The 17,801-nt window shown below is 70.9% G+C and carries 17 protein-coding genes; 5 read left to right on the top strand and 12 right to left on the bottom strand.

What is annotated here, in order from left to right; translation table 11 throughout:
- Positions 1–39: 39 nt before the first annotated feature.
- Together EIY87_RS00640 and EIY87_RS00635 are read left to right on the top strand one after the other, a co-directional pair.
- Positions 40–501, top strand: a complete 462-nt coding sequence (locus EIY87_RS00640; RefSeq protein WP_191983892.1) for a carboxymuconolactone decarboxylase family protein — start codon at positions 40–42, stop codon at positions 499–501.
- Complete coding sequence (locus EIY87_RS00635; RefSeq protein WP_125305657.1) at positions 498–1,235, top strand: isocitrate lyase/PEP mutase family protein; 738 nt, start codon at positions 498–500, stop codon at positions 1,233–1,235. Before EIY87_RS00640 ends, EIY87_RS00635 begins: the two co-directional genes overlap by 4 nt.
- Before the next feature lie 61 nt (positions 1,236–1,296).
- Here EIY87_RS00635 and EIY87_RS00630 read toward each other — a convergent pair whose 3' ends face one another.
- From EIY87_RS00630 to EIY87_RS00575, 12 genes are all read right to left on the bottom strand, one after another.
- A complete protein-coding gene (locus EIY87_RS00630) occupies positions 1,297–2,907 on the bottom strand; it encodes a solute symporter family protein (RefSeq protein WP_125305656.1) in 1,611 nt (536 codons plus the stop codon).
- Entirely contained in the window at positions 2,904–3,254 is a 351-nt protein-coding gene (locus tag EIY87_RS00625) for a DUF485 domain-containing protein (RefSeq protein ID WP_125305655.1), read from the bottom strand. The genes EIY87_RS00630 and EIY87_RS00625 overlap by 4 nt, the downstream gene beginning before the upstream one ends.
- A gap of 70 nt (positions 3,255–3,324) precedes the next feature.
- Positions 3,325–5,049 carry a sodium/solute symporter gene (locus EIY87_RS00620; protein WP_125305654.1) on the bottom strand — a complete coding sequence of 575 codons (1,725 nt, stop codon included), beginning with the start codon at positions 5,047–5,049 and terminating at the stop codon, positions 3,325–3,327.
- Between the two features lie 112 nt (positions 5,050–5,161).
- On the bottom strand, positions 5,162–5,512 hold the full coding sequence (locus EIY87_RS00615; protein ID WP_125305653.1) for a hypothetical protein: 351 nt from the start codon (positions 5,510–5,512) through the stop codon (positions 5,162–5,164).
- A gap of 73 nt (positions 5,513–5,585) precedes the next feature.
- Positions 5,586–6,341 carry a LytR/AlgR family response regulator transcription factor gene (locus EIY87_RS00610; RefSeq protein WP_125305652.1) on the bottom strand — a complete coding sequence of 252 codons (756 nt, stop codon included), beginning with the start codon at positions 6,339–6,341 and terminating at the stop codon, positions 5,586–5,588.
- Positions 6,338–7,390 (bottom strand): sensor histidine kinase, encoded by a 1,053-nt coding sequence (locus EIY87_RS00605; RefSeq protein WP_191983891.1) that lies wholly within the window; start codon positions 7,388–7,390, stop codon positions 6,338–6,340. The genes EIY87_RS00610 and EIY87_RS00605 overlap by 4 nt, the downstream gene beginning before the upstream one ends.
- Positions 7,391–7,435: 45 nt before the next feature.
- Complete coding sequence (locus EIY87_RS00600; RefSeq protein ID WP_125305651.1) at positions 7,436–8,149, bottom strand: hypothetical protein; 714 nt, start codon at positions 8,147–8,149, stop codon at positions 7,436–7,438.
- A 200-nt stretch (positions 8,150–8,349) separates the two neighbouring features.
- Entirely contained in the window at positions 8,350–9,345 is a 996-nt protein-coding gene (locus EIY87_RS00595; protein ID WP_125305650.1) for an ABC transporter substrate-binding protein, read from the bottom strand.
- Between the two features lie 16 nt (positions 9,346–9,361).
- Positions 9,362–10,405, bottom strand: a complete 1,044-nt coding sequence (locus tag EIY87_RS00590; RefSeq protein ID WP_125305649.1) for an ABC transporter permease — start codon at positions 10,403–10,405, stop codon at positions 9,362–9,364.
- Entirely contained in the window at positions 10,402–11,166 is a 765-nt protein-coding gene (locus EIY87_RS00585) for an ATP-binding cassette domain-containing protein (protein WP_125305648.1), read from the bottom strand. The genes EIY87_RS00590 and EIY87_RS00585 overlap by 4 nt, the downstream gene beginning before the upstream one ends.
- Complete coding sequence (locus tag EIY87_RS00580) at positions 11,163–12,200, bottom strand: class I mannose-6-phosphate isomerase (protein WP_125305647.1); 1,038 nt, start codon at positions 12,198–12,200, stop codon at positions 11,163–11,165. The genes EIY87_RS00585 and EIY87_RS00580 overlap by 4 nt, the downstream gene beginning before the upstream one ends.
- Positions 12,197–13,180 carry a LacI family DNA-binding transcriptional regulator gene (locus EIY87_RS00575; RefSeq protein ID WP_125305646.1) on the bottom strand — a complete coding sequence of 328 codons (984 nt, stop codon included), beginning with the start codon at positions 13,178–13,180 and terminating at the stop codon, positions 12,197–12,199. The genes EIY87_RS00580 and EIY87_RS00575 overlap by 4 nt, the downstream gene beginning before the upstream one ends.
- A 282-nt stretch (positions 13,181–13,462) precedes the next feature.
- Here EIY87_RS00575 and EIY87_RS00570 point away from each other — a divergent pair, with 282 nt between their 5' ends.
- The 3 genes from EIY87_RS00570 to EIY87_RS00560 all read left to right on the top strand — a co-directional run bounded on the left by EIY87_RS00570 (position 13,463) and on the right by EIY87_RS00560 (position 17,728).
- Positions 13,463–16,687, top strand: coding sequence for a GH92 family glycosyl hydrolase (locus EIY87_RS00570; protein WP_125305724.1), 3,225 nt, complete (start codon positions 13,463–13,465; stop codon positions 16,685–16,687).
- A gap of 298 nt (positions 16,688–16,985) precedes the next feature.
- Entirely contained in the window at positions 16,986–17,405 is a 420-nt protein-coding gene (locus EIY87_RS00565) for a hypothetical protein (protein WP_225439624.1), read from the top strand.
- A 32-nt stretch (positions 17,406–17,437) separates the two neighbouring features.
- Positions 17,438–17,728, top strand: coding sequence for a phage tail tube protein (locus EIY87_RS00560; RefSeq protein WP_125305645.1), 291 nt, complete (start codon positions 17,438–17,440; stop codon positions 17,726–17,728).
- The last annotated feature ends 73 nt before the right edge of the window (positions 17,729–17,801 follow it).

The following is a 17,801-nucleotide window of genomic DNA, read 5'->3' as shown; positions in this document are numbered from 1 at the left end:
GACCATACCCGTGGACCAGTTCGGGCTAGCGTGAACACCATGACCAAGCGAATCGGACTCGGGGGCGCCCCCGAGCTCTACCAGGCGATGGCGAACCTCCAGGCCGAGGTCAACAAGGCCGGGGCCAACGCCGGGCTCGACCCGAAGCTGCTCGAACTGGTGAAGACCCGCGCGTCGCAGATCAACGGCTGCGCGTTCTGCCTCGACATGCACTCCCGCGACGCCCTGGAGCTGGGTGAGTCGCCGCGGCGGCTGTTCGTCCTCGACGGCTGGCGCGAGACCGACCTGTTCACCGAGCAGGAGCAGGCCGCGCTCGCCCTCACCGAGGCGATGACGAAGCTGTCCGCGACCCAGACCGTGCCCGACGACGTCTACGAGCAGGCGGTGCGGGTGTTCACCGAAGACCAGTACCGCGCGGTGGCGTGGGAGATCATCGCGATCAACAGCTGGAACCGGATGACCATCACCAGCCACACGCCGCTGCCGAAGCGGGACTCGTGACCGCCGCGGCGCTCAAGGCGCTGCACGTTCCCGGCAAGCCGCTCGTGCTGCCGAACGCCTGGGACGCCGACACCGCCAAGCTCGTCGAAGCCGCCGGGTTCCCGGCCGTCGCGACCAGCTCGGTCGCCGTCGCGGCGGCGCTCGGGTTCGCCGACGGGGAGGGGGCCCCGGCGGACGAGATGTTCGCCGCCGCCGCGCGGATCGCCAAGGCGGTCGGCGTGCCGGTGACCGTCGACGCCGAGTCGGGCTACGGCCTCTCCGGTGCCGAACTGGCCGGACGGCTGTCCGACGCCGGCGCGGTGGGCTGCAACTTCGAGGACACCGACCACGCCACCGGCGCGGTGCGGCCGGTCGCCGAACAGGCCGCGCGGATCGCAGCCCTCCGGGAAGCGGCGGGCGACGGCCTGGTGATCAACGCCCGCGTCGACTCCTTCCGCGGCGTCGACCCGAAGGAAGCGCTCGCCGACGGCATCGCGCGGGCGAAGGCCTACCTCGAGGCCGGTGCCGACTGCGTCTACCCGATCCACCTGCGTACGCCCGAGCTGATCGCGGAGTTCGTGCAGGGCGTCGGCGGCGCCGTCAACGCGCCCGCGTGGCCGGGCGGTCCCGGTCTCGAAGGCCTCGCCGAACTGGGGGTGGCGAGGATTTCGCTCGGCGGCGGGCTGTGGCAGTACGCCCGCAAGCAGCTCGAAGCGACGCTCGCCGGCGTCGCCGAAGGCAAGCTGCCGTACTGACCCCGGAATGGCCGAAGGCCGCCGCGAGGGTGACTCACGACGGCCTTCGGTGTCTCGGGGGTCAGTGCGCGACGGCCTTCTCGGCACCCGCGCCGGTCAGCGACCGGACCTCCATCTCGGCGTACTTCTTCTCGTCGTGCTCCTTGGACAGGACCGTGCCCAGCCAGCCCAGGAAGAACGCGACCGGGATCGAGACGATGCCCGGGTTGCTCAGCGGGAACCAGGCGAAGTCGGCGTTCTTGAACATCGACGTGCTCTTCCCGGACACCGCCGGCGAGAAGATGATCAGCACGATCGTGACGGCCAGGCCGCCGTAGATCGACCAGAGCGCGCCCTGGGTGTTGAACCGCTTCCAGAACAGCGAGTACAGGATCGTCGGCAGGTTCGCCGACGCCGCCACCGCGAAGGCCAGCGCCACCAGGAAGGCGACGTTCTGCCCGTTGGCCAGGATGCCGCCGCCGATCGCGAGGGCGCCGATCACCAGCGCGGTGATCCGGGCGACCTTGACCTCCGAGTCCGGCGACGTCTTGCCCCGCTTGACGACGTTCGCGTAGACGTCGTGCGCGAAGGACGCCGACGCCGTGATCGTCAGGCCCGCCACCACCGCGAGGATCGTGGCGAACGCGACCGCCGAGATCAGGCCCAGCAGCACCGGCCCGCCCAGCTCCAACGCGAGCAGCGGGGCCGCCGAGTTCACGCCGCCGGGCGCCTTCTTGATCGTGTCCGGCCCGACCAGCGCGCCGGCGCCGTAGCCGAGCACCAGCGTGAACAGGTAGAACACGCCGATCAGCGCGATCGCCCAGACCACCGAGCGACGCGCGTCGCGGGCGGTCGGCACGGTGTAGAAGCGCATCAGGACGTGCGGCAGGCCGGCGGTGCCCAGGACCAGGGCGATGCCGAGGGACAGGAAGTCCAGTTTGGACGTTCCGTTGGTGCCGTACTGCTTGCCCGGGCCGAGCAGCGTCTGGCCGGCCTTGCCCGCCTTGTCGACGGCGGCCTGCAGCAGGCTGGAGAAGTTGAAGCCGTACTTGCCCAGCACCCACAGCGTCATCGCGAGCGCGCCGACGATGAGCAGCGCGGCCTTGATGATCTGCACCCAGGTGGTGCCTTTCATACCGCCGATCAGCACGTAGGCGATCATGATCACGCCGACGACGGCGATGACCAGCGCCTGCGCCCCGGAACCTTCGACGCCCAGCAGCAGCGCGACGAGACCGCCGGCGCCCGCCATCTGCGCCAGCAGGTAGAAGAACGACACGGCCAGCGTCGACGTCGCGGCGGCGGCCCGCACCGGGCGCTGCTTCATGCGGAACGCGAGCACGTCGCCCATCGTGAACTTGCCGGTGTTGCGCAGCAGTTCCGCGACCAGCAGCAGCGCGACGAGCCACGCCACCAGGAAGCCGATGGAGTAGAGGAAGCCGTCGTAGCCGTTGATCGCGATGGCGCCCGCAATGCCGAGGAACGACGCCGCCGACAGGTAGTCACCCGAGATCGCGATGCCGTTCTGCGGGCCGGTGAACGCGCGGCCGGCGGCGTAGTAGTCCGACGCCGTCTTCGAGTTGCGGCTGGCGCGGAACACGATCACCAGCGTGATGATCACGAAGAGGGCGAAGATGCCGATGTTGAGGAGCGGGTTGCTGCCCTCGACGCTCGCGGCAAGTGTCGCGGTCATGCCTGCTCCTTCTCGATGTCCTCGCGGATCTTCTCGGCGACCGGGTCGAGCTTCCGGTTGGCGTAGCGCACGTACAGCCCGGTGATGACGAACGTCGAGACGAACTGCAGCAGGCCGAAGACCAGGCCGACGTTGATGTTGCCGACCAGCTTGGTGCTCATGAAGCCGTGCGCGTAGTCCGCGAGCAGCACGTACAGCAGGTACCAGACGAGGAACAGCGCCGTCATGGGGAAGACGAACCGGCGCAGGCGGCTGCGCAGCTCGCGGAACTCCGTGCTGTCGTGGGCGTGTTCCCACACGGTCTCAGACGTTTCCGGGGGCCCGCCGCCGGTGTCCGTCGTGCTCATCGCTGCTCCTCGCGACGCTGCGGAAAGTGACGTGCGACACCGTAGGGACGTGTGAGTCCCTCGTGAAGATTCAGCGGCTCAACAGCCGGGCCAGACGACGAACGGTTGACGAACGGTCGCGCGGTCCCGACGAACGGGGCTCGTCCAGGTGCAACCGGAGCATCGCCGCCGTCGACCAGGTGGGGGGCCTGCCCCGCAAGGAGACCAACGCCATTACGCCGAACGCCAGCGGTACCGACCAGGGTGCCGGTTGCTGCACCAAGATCGCCACCCAGCCGTGCAGTTCCGGGCCGGCGAGGGCGAACAAGATCGACCCCGAAGACGCGACGAGCCCGGTCAGCACCCCGGCGATGCCGCCCGCCGCGGTCAGCCGCGGCCACCAGATGCCGAGCACGAGCAGCGGGCAGAACGTCGACGCCGCGACGGTGAAGCCCCACGTGACGAGCACCCCGGCGTCGAGCTCGGCCGAGCGCAGCGCGAGCAGCACCATGATCGCGGCGACGCCGAACACGGCGATCCGCAGCCGCCGCAGCCCGCCGGGCACGAGGTCGTGCGCGATGGCGCCGGACATCACCAGCAGCAGGCCGAGCGACGTCGCCAGGAACGCGGCGAACGCGCCCGCGGTGAGCAACGCCGTGAAGAGGCCGCCGGCCCAGCCGCGGTCCACCTGGTACGGCAGCGCGACCACGACGGTGTCCGTGGCGCCGGAGAGGTACAGGCCGGGCACGAGCACCCGGCCGAGGACGCCGTAGACGCCGGGGAAGAGGTAGAAGACGCCCAGCAGGGCCACGGTGATCGCGGCGGTGCGGCGCGCGGCGCGGCCGTCCGGGCTGGTGTGGAAGCGCATGAGCACGTGCGGCAGGCCCATCGTGCCGAGCATGGTCGCGATGAGCACGGCCCAGGTGCCGAGCAGCGGGTGGCCCTCGTCGCCGAGGTCGAGCAGCGGCCGCTGCCAGCCGGCGCCGCCGAGCGGGGCCCCGCCGCGGACGGCCGGGACCGCCGCGCCCGCGCCGAACACGACCTCGTCCTGGCTGTGCGCGGTGAACTCGCCCGGCGGCAGGGTTTCGGGGACGCCGTTGCGCCGCACGGTGGTCGGCTCGCGGATCTCCATGGTGACGTCGACTTCGAAGCGCACCGGTGTTTCGCGGGCGAAGTGGGTGAACTCGACGGGGTTGAGCGCGTCGGTCCGGTTGACCGCGCCCGCCTGGAGGACGAGCCAGATCGCCGGGACGAGGAACAGCAGCAGCTTGAGGACGAACTGGAACGCCTGGACGTACGTCGCCGCCCGCATCCCGCCGAGCGCGAGCGTGACGCTGACCGCGGCGCCGGCCAGGACGACCCCGACCCAGTACGGCGTGCCGCCGACGGCGGTGAGCACCAGCCCGGCGGTGCGGAACTGCGGGACGACGTAGATGGTGCCGATTACGAGGACCACGACGGCGGTGAGGCGGCGCAGCGCGGGGGAGTTGAGGCGGGCTTCGGCGAAGTCGGGGACGGTCAGCGCGCCCGAGCGGCGCATCGGGGCGGCGACGAGGACGAGCATCGCGATGTAGCCGGCGGTGAAGCCGACCGGGTACCAGAGGGCGCCGATGCCGTCCTTGACGACGAGGCCCGCGACGCCGAGGAAACTCGCCGCGCTCAGGTACTCGCCGGAGACGGCGGCCGAGTTGACCAGCGGCGAGATCCGGCGCGACGCGACCAGGAAGTCGGACGTCGTGCGCATCGCGGCGACCCCGCGCACGCCGATGAGGAGCGTCACGAGCACGACGGGGGCGACGGCGAGCGCGATGCCCACTAGCGCGGCCCGCCGGTCTCGAGCGCCCCAATGTGGCCTTGGTTGCGTCTTGCGCACCGAAGGCCGCCTTGGGTGCGTCTGACGCACCGAAGGCCACATTGGGGCGCTGGGGTCATCGGTCGTCCTCGAGGCGTTCGGCGCGGCGGAGCTGCCAGCGGGCGAGCAGTGCCATCGCCGGGTAGGGGAGGACGGCCAGCATCAGCCAGGAGAGGGGGATTCCCAGCAGCCGCACGGTGTCGAGGCCCGGGAAGAGCGCGAAGACGCCGGGGAGGCCGAGCAGCAGCGCGAACATCAGGACCAGCGCGGGGACGCCGCGGCGGCGTTGCGCGGTGTAGAGGGCGGTGGCGCGCTGGGTGTCGGACACGGGGAGGCGGGGCTGGCGCCAGCGGTGCCGGGAACGGCGGCGGGCGTGGGCGAGGCGGGTTTGCGGGCTGGTGACGGCGACCCGGCGGATCTTGCTCATCGCGGGCCCGGGCGGTGTCGGGTGGCTGCGGGCCACGGCTGGCGCTGGGTGCGGAACCGGGCGGTTGGGCGGCTCATCGCGGGCCCGGCCCCAGTTGTCCTCGCTGGGCCGCCTCCAGCAACCGGTCGCGCAGGTCTCGTGCGTGTCGCCGGCTCACCGGTACGTCACCGGCCTCCGTGTGGGCCAGCAGGCCGCCCGCGCTGTCGCTGCGCAGCTCCAGCACCGCTCCCACCGCGAGCAGGAACCCGCGGTGCACCCGGCTGAACCCCGTCCCCTCCCAATACTCCTCGAGCCGCGAAATCGGCATCCGCACCAGGTGCACGCCGCCGCGTGTGTGCAGCCGGACGTAGTCGCCGTGGGCCTCCACGAACAGGACGTCGTCGCGGCGGACGTAGCGGGTTCGGCCGCCGGACTCCACCGGGAGCGCGGCCATCGCGTCCGGTGTCGAGCGCGAAGCCGGCGTCGCCATCCGCAGGACCTTCGCCAGCGCCGCCGAAAGGCGCTCCGCCCGGACCGGCTTCAAGAGGTAGTCCACCGCGCCGATGCCGTAGGCCGTCACCGCGTGGCCGTCGTGGGCCGTGACGAACACGATCACCGGGGGCTCGTTCAGCCGGGCCAGCAGCGATGCCAGTTCGAGGCCGTCGAGGCCCGGCATCGAGATGTCGAGGAACACCGCGTCGAACCTGTCCGCCTGAAGCAGCTTCAACGCCTTCAGCGCGTCGCCCGCCCCGACGACTTCGCCGACTTCGGGGGCTTCGCGCAACAGCGTGCACAGCTCGTCCAGCGCGGGCGGCAGGTCGTCGACGGCGAGTACGCGAAGCGACGTCACGGCAGCACCCCCGGCTGGAACCGCGGCACCCGCACGATCACGCGGGTGCCGGCGCCGACCTCGGTCTCCACCGTCAAGCCGTACCAAGCGCCGTAGACGTCCCGCAGCCGGCGGTCCACATTGGCCAGGCCGAGGCCGGCCGGGTCGTCGTCGCCGGTGCGGCCGGCCAGGATGTCCGCCGCGCGCTTCGGGTCCATGCCGACGCCGTCGTCCTCGACGAAGATCACGCAGTCGTTCCCTTCCGCCTGGCCGTGCACCTGGACCAGCCCGGTGCCCGACCGCGGCTCGATGCCGTGCCGGATCGCGTTCTCCACCAGCGGTTCCAGCACCAGGTACGGCACCGCGACGGCGAGCACCTCCGGCGCCACCCGCACCTGGACGCGCAGCCGTTCGCCGAGCACCGCCCGCTGCAGCGCCAGGTACGTCTCGATCGCGCGGAACTCCTCGGCCACCACCGTGTACTCGCCGTGGCGCGCCAGGCTGTAACGGGTGTAGTCGGCGAAGTCGAGCATGAGGTCGCGGGCGCGGTCGGGGTCCGAGCGCACCAGCGACGCGATGACCGTCAGCGCGTTGTAGACGAAGTGCGGGGACATCTCCGCCCGCAGCGCGCGCAGCTCGGCCTGCGCCGCCTGTTCCGCCGACGCCTCCAGCCGCCCGCGTTCCAGCGCCTGGACGACCAGGTCCGCCGCCTGGGCCGCGACCGCCTCCCGCACGTCGCCGACCACCAGCAGCGCGCCGGCGAGCTCGTCGCGGACGTGCAGCGGGAGCACCAGGACGTCCGGCGCCGAACCGGGTTCCTCGGTGTGCAGGACGCCCTCGAGCACCGTCGCGACGACGGCGTCCGGCCCGGGCCGGCCCGACCAGAGCAGCGAACCGGACAGGTCGGTGAGGCCGAGGCCGGGGAAGCCGAAGAGCCGGCGCAGGCCGTGCGCGGCGCGGCGCGCGCGGGTGCCGGAGAGGCCGTCGCGCAGGTCGCCGGTGATCCGGCGGGCGGCGGCCAGCACCGGCAGCGGGTCGGCGCGGGACGCCGGGCGCAGGTGCACGGTCATCGGGCCTCCCCTCGGCGACGGTGTCCAGGGCCCCAGATCCTACGGCTACCCGGGCTCCTGGCGATCGGCCAGCACCTGGGCGTGGCGGCGGAACCGGCGCCACGTCCGGTAGTCGTCGAGCCCGGTGACCTTGGCGGGTTCCGGCAGCCGCGCCAGCAGGCTCGCGTCGGCCGGGTAGGGCCGGTCGGGCAGCGAGATCCAGCCCGTCGTGCGGGTCTCCTTCACCACCACCGGAACCGGCCGGAACGTCGCCGGGTCGAGGCCTTCGCTGTGCCGCACGACCTCCTCGAAGAACCACGCCGACGTGATCAGCCCCAGCACGCCGGGCGACGCCTTGAGCGCCTCCTTCAGCGGGGCCGCGTCCAGGAGCCGGAACGCGTGGTTGATCGCCGGCGCCGTGACGCCGTGGTCGTCGTAGGCGACTTCACCGGCGTGCAGCGCCATCCGGAGCCGGATCCGGGCGCCGGCGTGGTGGGTCAGGTTGTGCCGGTGCAGCGCCACGGCGAGCGCGTTGGGCAAGAACTCGACGAAGAGCCCTTTCGGGATCTGCGGCGGGGCGAGGACGAAGACGCCGTCGCCGCAGTCCTCGCTCCGGCAGGCCGTCCAGGGGACGCCCGCGTCGTCGAACGCCCGGCCGAGCGCGCGGTACAGGCCGTCGCGCAGCGCCAGGCGGTGTGGTGTGGTCCTGCTCCGGTCGCCGTAGCCCTCGACGTCCACGGCGAAGATCGTCCGGTGCACGGCCGATCGTTCGTAGTTCATCGCACCCTCCCTGCGATCATGCATGTGTAGATGCATGTGCAGATGAGTGTGACGGGGGACACCCGTCCGGGGGAACGGGTCGTGCGGTGAGCGGTTGCCTCGCGGCGGTGACCGGCAGTGACTGATCACCAGCGGTGAACCAGCTGGTCAGAGCCCTGCGAGGCGGTGCGCGCACCACTCGCAGGGCTCTGACGGACGGGTCAGCAGGACTGCTTGTAGAAGTACTGGGCGTTGGCGTCCATGTCCGCCTTGGTGATCGAGTGCAGCTGCGCGGTGAGGTTCCGCGTCACCGGCTTGCCCTCGATCGCCGCCACGGCCTGCTGCACGCCCTGGGTGCCGATCGACGCCGGGTCCTGGGCGATCAGGGCCTGGTACTGGCCGTTCTTCAGGCCTTCGACCTCGGACGGGCTGGCGTCGAAGCCGATCAGGTTCACCGCGCCGACCTTGCCCGCGTTGCGCAGACCGGTCGCCGCGCCTTCGCCGGTGTTGAGGTTGGTCGCGAAGATCCCGATGAGGTCCGGCGTCGAGGACAGGGCCGCCGTCACCTTGGACGCCGCCTGGTCGGGCTCGTTCTGGGTGAACTGGACGCCGACGGACTTGAGGTTCGGGGTGCTCTTCAGCTCGTCCTCGAAGCCCTTCGCGCGCGCCGCGGTCGTCGACGTGCCGGCGATCGTGTCGAGAACCAGCACCGAACCGCTCTTGCCGGCGGCCAGCTTCGCCATCGTCTGGGCCGCGAGCTTGCCGCCCTCGGCGTTGTCGGAGGACACCGACGACACCGCGACGCTGGTGTCCTTCAGCGACGTGTCGACCTCGACGATCTTCGCGCCGCGGTTCTTGACCTGCTGGATCGGCGCGAGCATGGCCGTGTCGTCGGTCGGGGCGATGAGCAGCCCGGCCGGCGGGTTCGAGCCGAGCGCGTTGACGAGCTGGGTCTGCATGGCCGCGTCGAACTTCTGCGGCGCCTGCGTGGTCAGCTCGTAGCCGAGCTTCTTCGCCTCGGCCTGCGCGCCGCACTGCAGCGAGATGTAGAACGGCTCGGCCTGCACGCCCGGGATGAGCGCGAGCTTCTTCGAGCCGGACGGCTGGGCCGAGTCGCCGGACCCGGTCTGCCCGACCGTGCCGGAGCCGCACGCGGTGAGGAGGGCCGCGGCGGAGACCACGGCACCCATGGCGGTGAGGGTCTTGGTCAGCTTCATAAGCACCTCTTTGTACTCAGCGGGAGTTGCGACGGCGGCGCCGCCGCTGGTCGAACCAGACGGCCGCGATGAGCACGGCACCGACCGCGATCATCTGCCAGAAGTCCTGGACGTGGGTGATGTTGAAGCCCTTCTTCAGCACCGCCGGGATGAACACGCCGATGACCGTGCCCAGCACCGAGCCGACGCCGCCGAACAGGCTCGTCCCGCCCATCACGACCGCGGCGATCGCGTTGAGGTTGTCGGTGGTGTGCGCCGAGATCGTGGTCGACGCGTAGTACGCCAGCGAGAGGAACCCGGCGATCCCGGCCAGGAAACCCGTCAGCGTGTACACCTTCAGCAGGTGCGCGGTGACGCCGATGCCCGCCCGGCGCGCGCCCTCGGCGTTGGAGCCGACCGCGTAGGTGTAGCGGCCGAACTTCGTGGTGTGCAGCAGCCAGGCGCCGATCAGGGTGATCACGACGGCGACGATGACCAGGTTCGGCACCACGCCGAACGACGTGCCGTAGCCGAGGGTCTGGTTCAGCGCGACCGGGATGCTGCGCACGTCCGAGCCGTTGTTGAGCAGGTAGGCCGCGCCGAGCGCCGCGCCCATCGTGCCCAGGGTGACGATCAGCGGCGGGATCCCCGCCACGGCGATGAGGAACCCGTTGAGCAGGCCCCACAGCGTGCCGGCGACGACCGCGGCGAGCAGCCCGGCGGTGATCACGCCCCAGCCGGCGTTCGACGCGTTGCCGCCCGACATCGCTTCCATCACCTTGCCGGCGACCATGCCGGCGAAGATGAGCACCGAGCCGACGGACAGGTCGATGCCGGAGGTGATGATCACGAACGTCATCCCGACCGACAGCACCAGCAGCACCGCGGTCTCGATGAGCAGCGTCTGGAACGTGAACAGCGTCGGGAACTCGCCGGGGGCGATCGCGCTGAAGACGATGATCAGCGCCAGCAGCACCAGCGCGATCCAGAACGTGTTGGCGCCGGCCAGCCGCTTGCCCAGGGGCCGCTTGCCGAACCCCGCTTCGGGTGCTTGCTGGATGTCCTTCGCGGGCGCGCTCACGCGGCCTCCTCCTGCACGAGCGCGCCGGTCATCGCGGCGACGAGGTCTTCGAGCTTCGTGTCCGGTCCGCGGAACCGGGCCACGCGCTTGCCCAGCCGCAGCACCTCGACGCGGTCGGCCACCGACAGCACCTCGGGCATGTTGTGGCTGATCAGCACGACGGCGATGCCCTTGTCGCGCACCTTCTTGATGACGTCGAGCACGCGCTCGCGCTGCACGACGCCCAGCGCGGCGGTGGGCTCGTCCATGAACACGACCTTCGACGCCCACACGACCGACCGCGCGACCGCGACGCTCTGGCGCTGCCCGCCCGACAGCGAGCCGATGGGGACGTCGGTGCTCTGCAGCGTCACGCCGAGGCGCTGGAACTCCTCGACGGCCTGCCGCCGCATCTCGGCCTTGTCGAGCATCCCGAGCTTGCCGAGGATGCCCTTGCGGTGGATTTCGCGGCCGAGGAAGAGGTTGGCCGCCGGGTCCAGCTCGGGTGCGACGGCCAGGTCCTGGTAGACGGTCTCGATGCCGAGGCGCCGCGCGGTGGTCGGCGAGTCGAAGTGCGCCTCGGCGCCGTCGAGGAGGATCTTGCCCGCCGTCGGCTGTTCCGCGCCGGAGAGGCACTTGACCAAAGTGGACTTGCCGGCGCCGTTGTCGCCGATCAGCGCGGTCACTTCCCCCGCGCGGGCCTGGAAGGACGCGCCGCGCAGGGCTTCGACGGAGCCGTAGTGCTTGGTGAGGTCGACCGCTTCCAGGAGGATTTCGCTCATCCGTTCCTCTCTTCCGGCGCCGGCGGGCGGCAGCGGATCGCCGTCACCGCGCCGGACAGCTCGGTCTGGCCGGCGTCGAACGGGACGACGTAGGTGTCGCCCTTCGCCAGCGGGTACTCGCCGCCGTGCTCGGTGCGCAGCGTCCCTTCGCCGTCGAGGACGACCAGGACCGCGAACGACGGGTCCGATGACAACGTTGTCGTCTTGTCGGTGCGCAGCTGCTCGGCTCGGAAGAACCGCTCCGAACCGGCGGCCAGCAGGTCGACCGTGGCCGACGCGTCGCCGGCGGTGCGCTTGATGATGGTGTCCAGGCGCTCGGCGTCCCAGCCCGAGGTGTCCAGCGCCTCGATGGCGGTGTCGAAGCCCAGGCCGAGGTGGCCCTTTTCCGGCGAAGCGAGGAAGTCGCGCCACTCGATGGTCAGCGAGAAGTCCGTCGGCTGCTGCAGTTCGACGACGAACACGCCCTCGCCGATCGCGTGCGGCAGGCCCGCCGGGATGTACACGGTGTCGCCCGCGGTCACCGGGATGCTGTTCAACGCGCCCAGCATCGACGGCACGTCCTGCTCGCGCGTCCACTCGGACACGGTCGCCTTCGACAGCGTCTCCTTGAACCCGGGGTAGACGCGCGGGTCGTCGCCGTAGGTGCCGACCACGATCCACGCCTCGGTCTTGCCGAAGTGCGAATCGAAGTGCTGCTTCGCGAAGGCGTCGTCCGGGTGGAAGTGCACGGGCAGCCGCTGGCCCGCGTCGAGCAGCTTGACCAGCAGGCCGGTCGACGTCCCGAGCGCCTCGACGTGCTTGGCGCCGAGCCAGCCGTTCGGGTTCGCGAGAACGGCGTCGCGCAGCCACGCGCCGTCCGGGAGGCGGGTGAGGCCGTTGGTGTCCTGGCCGAACATGGTGCTCACCGACGCGACCCAGTCCTCCGGGCCGAACTTCTTGTCCGGCGACGCGCCGCGCAGCGCCGCGATGGCGTCGCCGCCGCGGTAGAACTGCGGTGGCTGGTTGGCCGGGAGGCGGATCGGTTCGAGGGTCACGGGGCGACCTCACCGGAACCACGGGCGACGAGATGCACGGGCAGGACTACCTTTCTGGGCGGGGACTGGTCTCCTTGGACGCGGGCGAAGAGCAGCTCGGCCGCGGCGTGGCCGAGCGCGCTCACGTCGTGCGCGATCACGGTGACCGGCGGGTCGAGCAGGTCCGCCAGCTCGAAGTCGTCGAAGCCGACCATCGCCGGCCGGTGCTCGGCGTGGGCCAGCGCGCGCAGCAGGTGCACGGCGACCCGGTTGTTGCCCGCGATCACCGCGGTGGCCGCGTCCGGCCCGTGCAGCAGCCGCTTCACGACGTCGCCGATGTACTCCGGCGTCGGCGTGCGCATGGAGACGAGCGACTCGTCGTAGGAGATGCCGTTGCGGACGCAGCCTTCGCGGAACCCGCGCAGGCGCTCGGCCGCGGTGAAGATGTCCGGGCTGTCGCCGAGGAACGCGATCCGCCGGTGACCGTGCTTCGCCAGGTGGGTGACGGCTTCGATGGTGCCGCCGAGGTTGTCGACCAGCACGGTGTCGGCCACGATGTCGCCGGCCGGGCGGTCGATGAACACCACCGGCGTGCCCGCGCGCATCTCCGGCACCAGGTAGCCGTGCTGCAGGCCGGCCGGGACGACGAGGATGCCGTCCACCCGCCGCGCGCAGAACTCGAGCACGAGCTCGCGCTCGCGGTCGGAGTTCTCCTCGGACGAGCCGGTGAGCACCTGGCGCCCGAACGACGTCGCGATGCGCTCGACCGCGCGGTTCAGCTCGGAGTAGAAGGGGTTGCCGACGTCCTCGACGATCAGCCCGATGGTGCCGGTCGTCGACCCGCGGCGCAGGTTGCGCGCGCCCAGGTTGCGCCGGAAGCCCAGCTGCTCGATGGCCGCCATGACCCGCTCGGCGGTGTCCGGGTGCACCGCCGGTTCGTCGTTGACCACGCGCGAGACGGTCTTGATGCTGACGCCCGCCAGCCGGGCCACGTCGCTCATCGTGGCTCGCCTGCTCGCGGTGCGCGTGGCGCCGTCCCGGTCCCGGCCGGGTGGAGACAACGTTGTCATAGTGACCGGGATTGAACGCCACGACCCGGTGGCTTGTCAACGCCTGTCGCGTGGATTGTGCCGATTCGGCTGGATCACGCTGTCCCGAAGTGGACAGGTCTTGACGAGACCTCTTGACGACCTGGTGAGCCGCTGCCCAAGGTGGCCCGGTTCGACGACTGCGCGACAAGGTTGTCAGTTCGGTCGCGCTGACGAGGTGGAGAGGCGATGGCCATGGCGCGAGCGCGCTTCAGAGCCGGTTTAGCTTTCCTGACATTGGCGGTGACGGCAGCGGTGGCTCCCGCTGTCCCCGCCGCGGCGGCCACGACGACCGATTTCGCGAAGTGGGTCAACCCCTTCGTCGGCACCCGCCCCGGCGGCGCCGACCACGGCACCGGGGGCGGTGCCGGCAACACGTTCCCGGGCGCGGTCGCGCCGTTCGGCATGGTCCAGTGGAGCCCGGACACCGTGAAATCCCAGCCGGGCGGGTACTTCTACGACGACAACGCCCTCACCGGGTTCAGCCTCACGCACCTTTCCGGCGCGGGCTGTTCGACCTATGAGGACATCCCGTTCATCCCCTATGTCGGTGAGGTGACGACTTCCCCGGCCACCGACCCGTCCCACTACACGTCGAAGTTCTCGCACACCAACGAACACGCGACCGCCGGCGCCTACGACGTCACCCTCGACAGCGGCGCGAAGGTCGAGCTGAGCGCGACCCAGCGCACCGGCTCCGCGCGGCTGACCTACCCGGCGGGCGCGTCCTCGACGCTGCTGGTCAACACCTCCGGCTCGGTCAACGGCACCGACGACGCGTCCATCAGCATCGGCAAGGACACCATCAGCGGCTGGGCCACGAGCGGCCGCTTCTGCGGGGCCCAGAACAGCTACCGCGTCTACTTCTCGGCCAAGTTCGACACGCCGTTCGCGTCCATCGGCACGTGGAAGAACGGCGCCGTGACGCCGAACAAGGCCGCGGAAACCGGTGGCGCCAGGGCGAAGGTCGCGCAGCCCAACGGCGTGAACGCGTCGATCGCCCGCACCACCACCGCGAAGCAGCAGGACACCACCGTGTCCGGTCCGGGCAGCGGCGGGTACGTCACCTTCGCCAACCTCAACGGCGCGCAGGTGAACGTCCAGGTCGGACTGTCCTTTGTGTCCGTCGACGGCGCGAAGGCCAACCTCAAGGCGGAGAACACCGGCAAGTCGTTCGACACGGTCGCGGCGGGCGCGCGCAAGGCGTGGAACGCGCAGCTCGGCAAGATCGCCGTCACCGGCGGCTCCGACGCGGACCTGACGACGTTCTACACCTCGCTGTACCACTCGCTGATCCAGCCGAACGTCTTCTCCGACGTCAACGGGCAGTACATCGGCTTCGACGGCCGGATCCACACGGCCGACCAGGGCCACGCGATGTACACGAACTTCTCCGGCTGGGACATCTACCGCTCGGAGATCCCGCTGCTGGCGACGATCGCGCCGCACGAGACGTCCGACATCGTCCGGTCGATGATGGCCTACGCCGAGCAGGGCGGCTCGTGGGACCGCTGGACGGTGGCCAACGACTACACCGGCGTCATGAACGGCGACCCGTACCACATCATCGTCTCCAGCGCGTACGCGTTCGGGGCACGGGACTTCGACGCCCAGAAGGCGTTGCTGCTCATGATCAAGGGCGCCACCCAGCCGACGCAGGGCTACACCGAGCGGCCGGGCCTCGAGGACTACCAGAAGCTCGGCTACGTGCCGGGCGCCGGCGCGGACACGCTCGAGTACACCAGCGCCGACTTCTCCATCGCCCAGTTCGCGAAGCGGCTCGGCGACAGCGCGACGTACACGACGTTCATGAAGCGCGCGCAGAACTGGCAGAACCTCTACAACCCGGGAACCGGTCACCTGCAGCCGCGCAACGCGGACGGCTCGTTCGCCGGCACCTACGACCCCGCCAGCTCGCAGGGCTGGGTCGAGGGCAACGGCGCGCAGTACGAGTGGATGGTGCCCTACGACCTCGGCGGCGTCGTGACGGCGTTCGGCGGCAACACCGCGACGCAGTCCCGGTTGGACACCTTCTTCACCCAGCTCAACGCGGGCACGCAGGAGCCGTACGCCTTCATGGGCAACGAGCCGAACTCCAACGCGCCGTACGTGTACTCGTACGCGGGCGCTCCGGCCAAGACCCAGGGAATCGTGCACCGCTCGATGGACGAGCTGTACAACCCGCGTCCCGAAGGCCTGATCGGCAACGACGACCTCGGCCAGATGTCGGCCTGGTACGTGTGGTCGGCGCTCGGCCTCTACCCGGAGATCCCGGGCCGCGCCGAGACGCTGCTCGTCACCCCGCGCTTCGAGCACGCCGTGCTCACCACCGGCGCGGGCAAGAAGATCACCATCAACGCGCCGGGCACCGGCGACTACGTGGGCAGCCTCAAGGTCAACGGCGGCGCGGCGGCGAAGGCGTGGCTGCCGGAGGCGCTGATCTCCAGCGGCGGCACGCTCGACTACACCCGCTCCGCCACGGCGACCTCGTGGGGCAGCGCGGCGGCCGACGCGCCGCCGTCGTTCCGCGAGCAGGAGAAGCCGAGCCTGTCCTTTGTGGACCCGGCTCGCGCGGTGACGCCCGCGGGGTCGACGTCCAAGGCTTCCGTGGGTGTCCAGGACCTCTCCGGAGTCGCCCGGACCTGGACCTACAGCGCGGGCAGCGTCGACGGGATCACGCTGACCCCGGCGACCGGCAGCATCGCGGTGCCTGCCGCGGGCAAGGCCCAGGCGGAGCTGACGGTCAGCGTCCCGGCGGGCCTGGCCGACGGCGCGCGCCGCATCCCGGTGACGTTCTCCGCGCCGGGAGTCGCTTCCTCGCAAGCGGTACTGACGGTGTTGGTGGCCCAGCCGAACAGCTGGCTCGCCACGGTGAACAACGCGGGCATCTCCCCGGACTCGAACTCGGGAGCGGCCAACTTCGACGGCGGCGGCTGGAGCTACTCGGCCGACGCCCTCGCGGCGGCCGGTGCCACCCCGGGCAGCACGGTCACCAGTGACGGCATCAAGTTCACCTGGCCGTCGTTCCCGGTCGGAGACCCGGACAACGTCGTCGCCGGCGGCCAGACCGTGAACGTCACCGGCTCCGGACGGCTCGCGCTGCTCGGCTCGGCGTCCAACGGCAACGCCTCCGGGACGCTGACCATCACCTACACCGACGGCAGCAAGTCCACCGCCACCATCGGGTTCTCCGACTGGACCCTCGGCGGCGGCGGTGCCCAGCCGGCGTTCGGCAACCGGATCGTGCTCTCGACGCCGTACCGCAACGCTTCGGGCGGCGACCCGCAGCAGATCCGCACGATGGTGTTCGGCACCAACCCGATCACCCTCGACGCGGGCAAGACCGTGGCTAGCGTGACGCTGCCGGACAACGTCAGCGGTGGCGCGCTGCACGTGTTCGCCATCGGCATCGGCGCGTAGCCCAGCGAGACGACGGCCCCCTTCCCGCGTGGGGAGGGGGCCGTTCCGCTGCCCGATGGGCCGGCGCATGCGCAGCCGCTGCTGAGAAAACCCCAATGTGGCGTTGGGTGCGTCAGACGCACCGAACGCCACATTGGGTGCGTTGGATGCACCGAACGCCACATTGGGGGCGCACGTGGGGCGGCCCGCGGGATGGCCGGATCCGGCCAGTGTCTTCCCCCGTTCGGCCGCTTGCGGGCGATCGGCTCTGCGTTACCTTGGTCACACCCCAAGGGGAGTGGGGAGGTGGGGGGAAATCGTGCCGATCGCCCAGGAACCACTGGTGTTCCCGGATGTCGAGCAGGCCGTCGCGGACTTCGTGCGCGCGCGGCCGGAGCTGTCCGGCGTGCCGGTGGGAACGGCGGTGCCGCCGGGTTTCGACGGGACGCAGCGCGCCGTGGTGCTCACCCGGCTCGGTGGCGTCTACCTCGACGACGACCGGCTCGACAACGCCGAAGTGCGGCTGGATTCCTACGGACCGGACAAGACCGCCGCGCACGCGGTCGCGCTGGCCGTGCGCGGTGTCCTGCCGCTGCTGACCGCGTCCGGCGGCACCGTGTTCCCCGACGTGACCGAGCTCCAGGGGCCGTGCTTCGTGCTCGACCGGAGGCATTCCGACGCGAACCGGTACGTCATGCGGTACCGGTTCGTCGCGCAAGTCGTATCCAGACCGGCCTGAACCGGGCCGGCGGCGCAGTGGGAGGGCTGCTCATGCCAGGACTGAACGCCAGTGAGATCCGGGTGGCGGGGACCGGGGCCATCTACGTGGCGCCGGCGCACACCGCCGCACCGGCCGACTTCACCAAGCCGTGGGCGGCGCCGTGGGTCGACCTCGGCTACACCAGCTCCGACGGCGTCAAGTTCGTCAAGAAGGACAAGCTGGACCCGGTGGACACGTGGCAGTCGGTGGCCGCGATCCGCTACGTCTTCAGCGACCGCGACTTCTCCGCGAAGTTCTCGCTGCTGCAGATCAACAGCGACACACGGCGGTTGCTAATATAGCAGAGGTGAGGAGAAACCACGCTGTTGAGACCGCCGCGACGGTCGAACGCCTGTGTGCCCAGCTGAAGGACCT

The sequence above is a fragment of the Amycolatopsis eburnea genome, from assembly GCF_003937945.1.
GTDB lineage: Bacteria > Actinomycetota > Actinomycetes > Mycobacteriales > Pseudonocardiaceae > Amycolatopsis > Amycolatopsis eburnea.
Note: the sequence above shows the minus strand (reverse complement) of the source record. Positions and strands in the feature narration are given on the sequence as shown.